We start from the raw sequence: 9,775 nt of genomic DNA on the forward strand, positions 1-9,775 counted from the left end.
GTGGCGTCGTCCAGCTTGTCGTCGCTCGGCGTCTTCCCCGCCTCGGCGCTGCGGCGCAGGTAGTCGGCCACCACCCAGGACTTGATCAATGCTGCACCCCGATCGCCGTTTTCGAACGCTCCTGGGTGCTGGCCAACTTGGCCCGGGCCGGGGTGCCGGCGCACCCGCCGCCGGGCCTGGTCGCCGAGCTGGCCGCGGCGCTCGGCCCGGACGGCACGCCGACCGGGCCTGGGTTGCCGGCCGACGCCGACACCACCTCGGTGACCCTGTACGCCCTCGCCCGTGCCAGCCACCCGGTCGACGCGGCCAGCCTGTTCCGGTACGACCTGGGCAGCCACTTCTGCACCTGGCAGGGCGAGGACGGGCGCTCCGTCACCACCAACGCGCACGTGCTGGAGGCGCTCGGCTCGCACGCCGCCCACGGCGACGCGGCCGCCCGCCGGCTGCTCGCCCTGGCCGACTGGCTGCGGGAGCAGCAGCACGCCGACGGCCGGTGGTCGGACCGCTGGCATGCCTCGCCGTACTACGCCACGTCCTGTGCCGTGCTGGCACTGGACCGGTACGCCCCGGTCGCTCTCGCCGCCGCGCCGGTGGATCGGGCGGTGGACTGGGTCGTCGAGACCCAGCGCCCCGACGGCTCCTGGGGTCGTTGGGCGGGTACCCGCGAGGAGACCGCGTACGCGCTGCACGTCCTGCTCGGGATCGGGCGGCCGGCCCGGCCCGGAATGGCGGCGGCGGCGCGGCGCGGGGCAGCGTACCTGGCGGAGACGGCCGACCAGCGGGACGTCCCGCCATTGTGGCACGACAAGGATCTCTACGCGCCGGTCCGGATCGTGCGTTCGGCGATCGCCGCCGCCCGGTATCTGGCCGCCGCCCGACCGGACCTGACCGGTGTGCCCGGGCGCCAGACGCCACCGCCATGATCAGGAACGCTTGAGTGTGTCTCGCGACGCTGCTAGCGTGCGCCGGGGTCGATGCGTGCGTTTTGCGACGCGCTGCCGACCATTTCCAGCACGGGCCAGGCCCAGGGTAGGTGTGATGCGTTTCCGCAGTTCCAATCTGCGTACGAAGGTCGTGGCCCTGCTCGCCTCGCTGGTCGCGCTCTGGTCCTTCACGGCCTGGGTCACCGTCCGCGACGGGGTCAACCTGGTGGGTGTGCAGGCGCTGGACAGCAGGGTCTTCGACCCTACCGAGCCGCTGCTGCTCCAGATGCAGCTGGAGCGCCGGGCGTCGCTGGCCTTCCTCGGCCGCCCCGATGACGAGCAGCGGTCGCAGCTGACCCAGATCCGCCAGCGCACCGACCAGCTGGCGAAGGAGTTCGAGGACTCCGTCGACACCTGGCAGGTCGACCTGCTCGGCAGTGACGGGCTGGCCCGGCGCATCGGCGAGCTGGTGCGTGGGCTGGAAGAACTGCCGGCAACCCGCACGGCCGTCGACGACAAGAGCATCGACCGGGCTGCCGCCGGTGCTGCCTTCACCAACGTCATCGAGGCGATCTACCGGGTCTACGACGCACTGGGCAAGCTGGACGACGAGCAGGCAGCCGAGGACACGGCCGCGCTGATCGGGCTCAACCGGGCGCGCGAGCTGCTGTCCCAGGAGGACGCCCTGCTCGCCGGCGCGCTGGCGGCAGGCCGGATCACCCCGGCCGAGCGGGCGCAGTTCGCCCAGGTGGTCGGTGCCCGGCAGTTCACCGCGGCGCAGGCCATCGTCCGGCTGCCGGCCGCCGATCAGGACCGCTACTCGCGCATGCTGGCCGGCCCCACCTTCGTCAAGCTGGCCGATCTCGAGACCAAGGTCATGCAGGACGATGACAGCCAGCCGCCGGTGACCGCGGCGGTCTGGGACCGTACGACGGCGCCCGCGCTGACCGACATCGCCGAGGTCGTGCTGGCCGGCGGTGACGACATCGTGGACCGGGCGGTGCCGATCGCCATCTGGGTCGTCGTGCGGCTGGTGCTGGCCGCCGGTCTCGGCCTGCTCGCCGTCATCGCGTCCATTGTGGTATCGATCACCACCGCCCGGGCCCTCGTCCAGCAGCTCGAACGGCTGCGCGAGGCGGCGTTCCGACTGGCCAACGAGCGGCTGCCCGGCGTGGTGGAGCGGCTCGGGCGCGGCGAGGAGGTCGACGTCGCCCGAGAGGCGCCCCCGCTGCAGTTCGGCCACGACGAGATCGGGCAGGTCGGCAAGGCGTTCAACGTCGTGCAGGAGACCGCCATCCGGACCGCCGTCGAGCAGGCCGAGCTGCGCCGCAGCGTCCGTGAGGTCTTCCTCAGCCTGGCCCGGCGTACCCAGGCGCTGGTCCACCGCCAGCTCACCCTGCTCGACGCGATGGAACGCCGGGAGCACGACGCCGAGGAACTGGAGGACCTGTTCCGCGTCGACCACCTGGCGACCCGGATGCGGCGCAACGCCGAGAACCTGATCGTGCTCTCCGGCTCCACCCCGGGCCGGTCCTGGCGGCGCAACGTGCCGATGGTGGACGTGATCCGCGGCTCGGTGGCCGAGGTCGAGGACTACACCCGGGTGAACGTGCTGCCGGTCGGGGCGGTGTCGCTGGCCGGCCGGGCCGTCGGTGACGTCATCCACCTGTTGGCCGAGCTGATCGAGAACGGCCTCTCCTTCTCGCCGCCGCACACCGCCGTCGAGGTACGCGGCCAGATGGTGGCGAATGGCTTCGCCATCGAGATCGAGGACCGGGGCCTCGGCATGAGCGAGGAGGAGCTGGCCGCCGCGAACCACCGCATCGTGGACCGGTCCGAGCTGAACCTCGCGAACGCCACCCGGCTCGGCCTCTATGTGGTCAGCCGGCTCACCGAGCGGCTCGGCGTGAAGGTGCACCTCAAGGAGTCCCCGTACGGGGGGACCACGGCCGTGGTGCTGATCCCGCTCGAACTGGTCACCGAGGACGGGGCGGACGCGAGCACCTCGGGCGGTTTCCGGGCGGGCAACGGCGCCGCGCCGACCGGGGATGGGCCGGTGCCGTCCGGCACGCCGGACGGCGGGCGCCGCGAGCTGTCGACCGAGCCGGTCCGTGGTGGACGGTCCGAGTCGCCGGTCGAGCCGGTCGGTGGTGGACGGTCCGAGTCGGCCGTGGAGCCGGCGGCCGCCCCGGTGGCCCTGGCGGACGCCGTCACCAGCGCGCAGTCCACCGGCGGTCGGATGGTCGCGGCGGGCGCGCCGGCGCCGGCGGACGAGCCGGACGAGCCGGAGGAGCCGCAGCTCACCGCGTCCGGGCTGCCGGCGCGTACCCGGAAGCGGCAGCCGGCGCTGGAGGACCCGACCGTACCCAACGGCCTGACCACGGTGGGCCCCCCATCCGCGACGGGCGCCCGCCCGGCGGCCGAGGACGAGTCGGTGCGGACCAACTCCGGCTTGCCGGTCCGGGTTCGCCAGGCCAGCCTCGCCCCGGAGCTGCGGGACGACTTGTCCACCTCGGACACCGACCAGGACGACGACGCGGTGCGCCCACCGGAGCAGGTACGCCGGATGATGAGCTCCTACCAGAGCGGCACCCGACGCGGCCGGACCGACGCCGCGCGGCTGCTCGGTGGGGCGCGCGATGTCAACGGCGGGCCGGACACCAGGGACGAGCAGGCGACCTGACGGGAACGCCGAGGCGGCGCATCCCAGACGAGCACGGCACACCAGCCGGAAAGAAGAGGACGACGAGTGTCGCAGAAGACGGCTTCGAACGCGGACCTGACCTGGTTGCTGGACGACCTGGTCGGCCGGGTCAAGCAGGCGGAACACGCCGTGGCGCTCTCCACCGACGGCCTGCTGATGGCCGCGTCACGAGGGCTGAGCCAGGACGACGGCGAGCATCTGGCGGCGATGGCGGCCGGAATCCAGAGCCTGGCCCGCGGCGCGGGCAAGCGCTTCGGTGGCGGCCAGGTGCAGCAGACCATCATCGAGATGCAGTCGTCGTTCCTCTTCGTCACGGCGGCCGGCCGCAACGCCTGCCTGGCCGTGCTGGCCGCTGAGGACGCCGACGTCGGCCTGATCGCGTACGAGATGGCCATGCTGGTCACCCGGGTGGGCCGGTTCGTCGCCTCCCCGACCCGTGAACCGTCCGCCGGCGAGAATCCGGCACGATGACCGGTCGGGGGAAGCCCGCAGCGGACGAGTGGGTGGACGACCACGCGGGCCCGGTCGTGCGCCCGTACGCGGTGACCGGTGGCCGGGCCCGCCCGGTCACCGGCACGTTCGACCTGATCTCCCTGGTCACGGCGACCCGGGCGGACGTGGGATCGGAGTCCGGGCTCGGCCCGGAACACGTGGCGATCGTCGGTCTCTGCCAGCGGATGCAGTCCGTGGCGGAGATCGCCGCCCACCTCGACCTGCCGGTGGGCACCGTCCGGGTCCTCCTTGGTGACCTGGTGGCCCGCAGCCTGGTGCAGGTCCGTGAGCCGCGGGCCACCTCCGCCGGCCTTCCCGACGACAGCGTTTTCGAGGCGGTAATCAATGGACTACGGGCGCTCTGAGCGGCCGGCGGGAGCGGCGCCGCTGCCCACCGCGATCAAGATCCTCATCGCCGGCGGCTTCGGCGTCGGCAAGACCACCTTGGTCGGCGCGGTCAGCGAGACCCGCCCGCTGCGGACGGAGGAGGTGCTGACCGAGAGCGGGGTCGGCATCGATGACCTGTCCGGGGTGGAGGAGAAGAAGACCACCACGGTGGCGATGGACTTCGGCCGGATCACCATCAGCGACGACCTGGTGCTCTACCTGTTCGGCACGCCCGGCCAGGACCGCTTCTGGTTCGTCTGGGACGAGCTGGCGCTCGGTGCGATCGGGGCGGTGGTGCTCGCCGACACCCGCCGGCTGGCCGACTGCTTCCCGTCGATCGACTACTTCGAGGGCCGGGGCACGCCGTTCGTGGTGGCGGTGAACTGCTTCGAGGGCGCCAAGAAGTACCGGCTGGACGAGGTGCAGACGGCCCTCAACCTCGACCCGGGCGTCCCGGTGGTGCTCTGCGACGCGCGGCAGCGGGAGTCGGCCAAGGAGGTGCTCATCACGCTGCTGGAGTACGCCATGAAGCAGCGTGAGGAACGCCGGCGCGCCGCCACCGACTGACCAACGCCCTCAAGACGGTGTAGGAGTATGACCGATATCGACCGAAGGGTGTAGGAGTTCGCTGCGGCAGCGTGCCCGAGCCGGCCGGTCCCGTGCGACGTCGACCGGCCCGGCTGCTCTCGGTCGATGCGTGAGGCAGCCTCGCCGACTCCCCGGCCCACCGATGGCTCAGGCGGACAGGACCGGTACGTCGTACTTCTGGATGTGGCCGTCTCGGGTGACGAGGGTGAGGCCCTCGATCCGCGTCTGTGCGACCAGCATCCGGTCGAACGGATCGCGATGGATCGGCGGGAGCTGCCCGGCCTCGACGGCGTGGTCGTGGCGGATCGGCAGCTCCCGCAGGCCGGCGTGAGCGACCCGCGCAGCGAGGTCGGGTGGTCCAGACAACTTCCCCAACGCCTGCTTGATCGCCACTTCCCACACCGTCACCGCACTGAGGTACACCTCGGGCTGGGTGTCGATCAGGTCCTTCAGGTCGGCCGAGAGGGTCTGGTCGTCGGTCAACCACCACAGCACCACGTGGGTGTCGAGCAGAAGGCTCATTCGGGCAGCCCGAAGTCAGCGGCGATCGACTCGTTGACGTCGTCGGAGTTCCAGCCCTCGCGCAGGATGAGCTCGCCACGGAGTGATCCACGCCCGGTGCGCGCCTTGGGCCGGAGCGGAATTACCTTGGCGACCGGGGTGCCAGCACGGCTGATCACAATCTCCTCGCCGTGCTCGACGCGCTCGATGATCCGGGAGAGATTCGTCTTGGCGTCGTGAATGTTGTATTGGCCTGCTGCTTCGGCTGTCACCGTCCACCTCCTTAGCTAATAGGTTAGCCCACCTCGGGTGCAGCCGGCACGCACCGGGGCGGGAAGCGCCGGAGGGCCCCTCCTCGCGGTCGCGGGAAGGGGCCCTCCGTAGCTGTACGACGTCAGCCGGCGATCATGCGCCGCAGCACGTACTGCAGGATGCCGCCGTGCCGGTAGTAGTCGGCCTCACCGGGGGTGTCGATCCGCACCACGGCGTCGAACTCCACGCCGGTGTCCGTGGTGACCTTCACGGTACGCGGGGTCTCGCCCTCGTTCAGCGCGGTGACGCCGCTGATCGAGAAGGTCTCCGTGCCGGTCAGGCCCAGCGACTCGGCGGTGGTGTCGACCGGGAACTGCAGCGGCAGGACGCCCATGCCGATCAGGTTCGAGCGGTGGATCCGCTCGTACGACTCGGCGATGACCGCCTTGACGCCGAGCAGCATGGTGCCCTTGGCCGCCCAGTCACGGGACGAGCCGGAACCGTACTCCTTGCCGGCCAGGATGACCAGCGGGACGCCCGCCTCTTGGTACGCCATCGAGGCGTCGTAGATCGAGGTCCTCTCGCCGGTCAGGTGGTTGACCGTGAAGCCGCCCTCGACGCCCGGCACGAGCTGGTTGCGCAGCCGGATGTTGGCGAAGGTGCCCCGGATCATCACCTCGTGGTTGCCGCGGCGGGAGCCGTACGAGTTGAACTCGTGCCGGGCCACGCCGTGCTCGGCCAGGTACTTCCCGGCGGGGGAGTCCGCCTTGATCGAACCGGCCGGGGAGATGTGGTCGGTGGTCACCGAGTCGCCGAGCTTGGCCAGCACCCGGGCATCGGCGATGTCCTGCACCGGCTGCGGGTCCTTCGCCATGCCCTCGAAGTACGGGGGCTTGCGGACGTAGGTGGACTCGTCGGCCCAGGAGAAGGTGTCACCGGTCGGGGTCGGCAGCGACTGCCAGCGCTCGTCACCGGCGAACACGTCGGCGTACGCGGAGCTGAAGCCGGTGGCGCCGATCGCGGAGGCGATGACGTCCTGGATCTCGGCGCTGTTCGGCCAGATGTCCCGCAGGAACACCGGGTTGCCGTCGGTGTCCTCACCGATCGGCTCGTTGGCCAGGTCGATGTCCATGGTGCCGGCGAGCGCGTACGCGACCACCAGCGGCGGGGACGCCAGGTAGTTCATCTTGACGTCCGGGTTGATCCGGCCCTCGAAGTTGCGGTTGCCGGAGAGCACCGAGACGACGGCGAGGTCGCCCTCGTTGACCGCGGCGGAGACCTCCTCCGGCAGCGGGCCGGAGTTGCCGATGCAGGTGGTGCAGCCGTAGCCGACCAGGTTGAAGCCGAGCTTCTCCAGGTACGGCGTGAGGCCGGCCCGGTCGTAGTAGTCCATGACGACCTTCGAGCCCGGGGCCAGGGTGGTCTTCACCCACGGCTTGCGGGCCAGGCCCTTGTCCACCGCGTTGCGGGCCAGCAGCGCGGCGCCGATCATGACCTGCGGGTTCGAGGTGTTGGTGCAGGAGGTGATCGCGGCGATCACCACAGCACCGTGGTCCAGCTCGTACTCGACACCGTCGGCGCCGGTCACCCGGACCGGGTTGGTGGCGCGGCCGCCCGCGCCCGCCGCCGCGGTCTCCAGGTCGCGCGGCTCGTCGGCCGGGTCGCTGAACTCGTTGGCCGGCGGGTCGCTGGCCGGGAAGGACTCGGCGCTAGCCTCGTCGGCCGGGCCGTTGGCGCCCCGGGGCAGCTGCTCGCGGGCGACGCTCGGCTTGAGGTCCCGCTCGCCGGCGGCGTCGTCGGCCACGTAGTCGGTCAGGGCCGAACGGAACAGCGTCTTGGCGGCGCCCAGCGGCACCCGGTCCTGCGGCCGCTTCGGGCCGGCCAGGGACGGCTCGATGGTGCTGAGGTCCAGCTCCAGCCGCTCCGAGTACTCCGGCTCGTGGTTCGGGTCGTGCCAGAGGCCCTGCTCCTTGGCGTACGCCTCGACCAGCGCGACCTGCTGCGCGTCGCGGCCGGTCAGCTCCAGGTAGCGCACGGTCTCGGCGTCGATCGGGAAGATCGCGACGGTGGAGCCGTATTCGGGGGACATGTTGCCGATGGTGGCCCGGTTGGCCAGCGGCACCGCGCTCACGCCCGGGCCGTAGAACTCGACGAACTTGCCGACCACGCCGTGCTTGCGCAGCATCTCGGTGATGGTGAGCACCAGGTCGGTGGCGGTGGTGCCGGCCGGCATCTCGCCGGAGAGCTTGAAGCCGACGACCCGCGGGATCAGCATGCTGACCGGCTGCCCGAGCATCGCGGCCTCGGCCTCGATGCCGCCCACGCCCCAGCCCAGCACGCCCAGGCCGTTGACCATGGTGGTGTGCGAGTCGGTGCCGACCACCGTGTCCGGGTACGCCTGGCCGTTGCGCTCCATGACCGTGCGGGCCAGGTACTCGATGTTGACCTGGTGCACGATGCCGGTGCCCGGCGGCACGACCTTGAACTCGTTGAACGCGGTCTGGCCCCAGCGCAGGAACTGGTAGCGCTCCTTGTTGCGCTCGTACTCCAGCTCGACGTTGCGCTGGAAGGCGTCCTCACGACCGAACAGGTCGGCGATGACGGAGTGGTCGATGACCAGCTCGGCCGGGGCGAGCGGGTTCACCTTGGTGGCGTCGCCGCCGAGGTCGCGGACGGCCTCCCGCATGGTGGCCAGGTCGACGACGCAGGGCACGCCGGTGAAGTCCTGCATCAGCACCCGCGCCGGGGTGAACTGGATCTCCACGCTCGGGTCGGCGGTGGCGTCCCACGCGCCGAGCTGCTGGATGTGGTCGGCGGTGATGTTCGCGCCGTCCTCGGTCCGCAGCAGGTTCTCCAGCAGGATCTTCAAGCTGTAGGGCAGCCGGTCGTGGCCCTCCACCTTGTCGATCTTGAAAATCTCGTAGCTCGCGTCTCCGACGCGTAGCTGGGTCTTCGCACCGAAGGTGTCGAGGCTCGCCACGTCGTACTCCTTCACACCAGCGACCGTGAGTAGTCCTGAGCAGTCTGTCGCACCGGCGGGGGCGTTGCCGTGCTTAGGCAACACTTACCTGCGTCGGGCTCTACAAAACCGTACGTCCGTCTTGCTATTCACGCAACCTCGTGCCAGGGTTCGGGACGAGGAGGTGCCATCATGATCCATCACGTCCTGCTCGCCTGCCCACGTGGTTCCGAGGATCTCTCCCGCTCCTTCTACGTCGGCCTGCTCGGCATGGCCGAGAAGCCCAAGCCGCCGGCCCTCGCCGCCCGCGGTGGTTGCTGGTTCACCGGGTACGACGCCGAACTGCACCTCGGCGTCGAGGACGACTTCCGGCCGGCCCGGAAGGCCCACCCCGCGCTGCTCCGCCCGGACCTCGACGCGCTCGCCGCCCGGCTGGCCGCCGCCGGTCACCCCGTCACCTGGGGTGACGAGGAGGTCCCCGGCATGCGCCGGTTCCACACCCACGACCCGCACGGCAACCGCCTGGAGTTCCTCACCCCGGTGACCGCCCGCTGACGGGGAGATTCCGCCGCCCGCCGCGGGTAGGGTTCGAGGTCGGACCGGAAGGGGTGGGCGTGGTCGACGTACAGCACTGGCTCTCCGCGCTTCCCCCCGGCGTGGTCTACCTGATCGTCGCCGGGGTGATCGGCGTGGAGAGCATGGGCGTGCCGCTGCCCGGCGAGATCGTGCTGGTCAGCTCCGCCCTGCTGGCGGCCACCGGGGTGGTCGAGCCGGAGTGGGTGGCCACCGCCGCCGCGGCCGGCGCCATCCTCGGGGACTCCATCGGGTACGCCGTCGGCCGGCGCGGGGGACGGCCCCTGCTCGAACGGCTCGGCCGCCGTTTCCCGAAGCACCTCGGCCCGGCCCACCTGGCCCGCGCCGAAGAAGACCGCCCAGACGCCGTGCCGGGCGAAGCTCTCCTCGGCGCGG

At 71.3% G+C, this 9,775-nt stretch carries 10 protein-coding genes; 7 read left to right on the forward strand and 3 right to left on the reverse strand.

The annotated features are described in order from the left end of the window. The first annotated feature begins 389 nt into the window (after positions 1-389). The 5 genes from ACWEVO_RS19025 (at position 390) to ACWEVO_RS19045 (ending at position 5,073) form a co-directional block, all read left to right on the forward strand. Positions 390-923 (forward strand): hypothetical protein, encoded by a 534-nt coding sequence (locus ACWEVO_RS19025; RefSeq protein WP_452308861.1) that lies wholly within the window; start codon positions 390-392, stop codon positions 921-923. Between the two features lie 115 nt (positions 924-1,038). Next, positions 1,039-3,606, forward strand: coding sequence for a nitrate- and nitrite sensing domain-containing protein (locus ACWEVO_RS19030; RefSeq protein ID WP_452308852.1), 2,568 nt, complete (start codon positions 1,039-1,041; stop codon positions 3,604-3,606). A 66-nt stretch (positions 3,607-3,672) separates the two neighbouring features. After that, positions 3,673-4,098, forward strand: a complete 426-nt coding sequence (locus ACWEVO_RS19035; RefSeq protein ID WP_452308853.1) for a roadblock/LC7 domain-containing protein — start codon at positions 3,673-3,675, stop codon at positions 4,096-4,098. Then, a complete protein-coding gene (locus ACWEVO_RS19040) occupies positions 4,095-4,484 on the forward strand; it encodes a DUF742 domain-containing protein (RefSeq protein WP_452308854.1) in 390 nt (129 codons plus the stop codon). Before ACWEVO_RS19035 ends, ACWEVO_RS19040 begins: the two co-directional genes overlap by 4 nt. Next, positions 4,465-5,073: a GTP-binding protein gene (locus tag ACWEVO_RS19045; protein ID WP_452308855.1), complete on the forward strand. Its 609-nt coding sequence runs from the start codon at positions 4,465-4,467 to the stop codon at positions 5,071-5,073. Before ACWEVO_RS19040 ends, ACWEVO_RS19045 begins: the two co-directional genes overlap by 20 nt. Positions 5,074-5,241: 168 nt before the next feature. On the opposite strand, the gene ACWEVO_RS19050 is transcribed toward ACWEVO_RS19045, so the two are convergent. The 3 genes from ACWEVO_RS19050 to ACWEVO_RS19060 form a co-directional block, all read right to left on the reverse strand. After that, a complete protein-coding gene (locus ACWEVO_RS19050; RefSeq protein ID WP_452308856.1) occupies positions 5,242-5,616 on the reverse strand; it encodes a type II toxin-antitoxin system VapC family toxin in 375 nt (124 codons plus the stop codon). Continuing rightward, positions 5,613-5,867 (reverse strand): type II toxin-antitoxin system Phd/YefM family antitoxin, encoded by a 255-nt coding sequence (locus ACWEVO_RS19055; RefSeq protein ID WP_452308857.1) that lies wholly within the window; start codon positions 5,865-5,867, stop codon positions 5,613-5,615. Before ACWEVO_RS19055 ends, ACWEVO_RS19050 begins: the two co-directional genes overlap by 4 nt. A gap of 122 nt (positions 5,868-5,989) precedes the next feature. After that, complete coding sequence (locus ACWEVO_RS19060) at positions 5,990-8,842, reverse strand: aconitate hydratase (protein ID WP_452308858.1); 2,853 nt, start codon at positions 8,840-8,842, stop codon at positions 5,990-5,992. A 156-nt stretch (positions 8,843-8,998) separates the two neighbouring features. Between ACWEVO_RS19060 and ACWEVO_RS19065 the strand changes: the two genes are divergently transcribed. Together ACWEVO_RS19065 and ACWEVO_RS19070 are read left to right on the forward strand one after the other, a co-directional pair. After that, a complete protein-coding gene (locus ACWEVO_RS19065; RefSeq protein WP_452308859.1) occupies positions 8,999-9,361 on the forward strand; it encodes a VOC family protein in 363 nt (120 codons plus the stop codon). A gap of 59 nt (positions 9,362-9,420) precedes the next feature. Further along, positions 9,421-9,775, forward strand: a 355-nt coding sequence (locus ACWEVO_RS19070; protein WP_452308860.1) for a DedA family protein, incomplete at its 3' end; no start/stop codon positions are given.

This window comes from Micromonospora sp. NPDC003776 (genome assembly GCF_053605645.1).

Bases quoted from the DNA above. Each gene is read 5' to 3' on its own strand.
- ACWEVO_RS19030 (WP_452308852.1), top strand. From the start codon at position 1,039: ATGCGTTTCCGCAGTTCCAATCTGCGTACGAAGGTCGTGGCCCTGCTC.
- ACWEVO_RS19040 (WP_452308854.1), top strand. From the start codon at position 4,095: ATGACCGGTCGGGGGAAGCCCGCAGCGGACGAGTGGGTGGACGACCAC.
- ACWEVO_RS19045 (WP_452308855.1), top strand. From the start codon at position 4,465: ATGGACTACGGGCGCTCTGAGCGGCCGGCGGGAGCGGCGCCGCTGCCC.
- ACWEVO_RS19050 (WP_452308856.1), bottom strand. From the start codon at position 5,616: ATGAGCCTTCTGCTCGACACCCACGTGGTGCTGTGGTGGTTGACCGAC.
- ACWEVO_RS19065 (WP_452308859.1), top strand. From the start codon at position 8,999: ATGATCCATCACGTCCTGCTCGCCTGCCCACGTGGTTCCGAGGATCTC.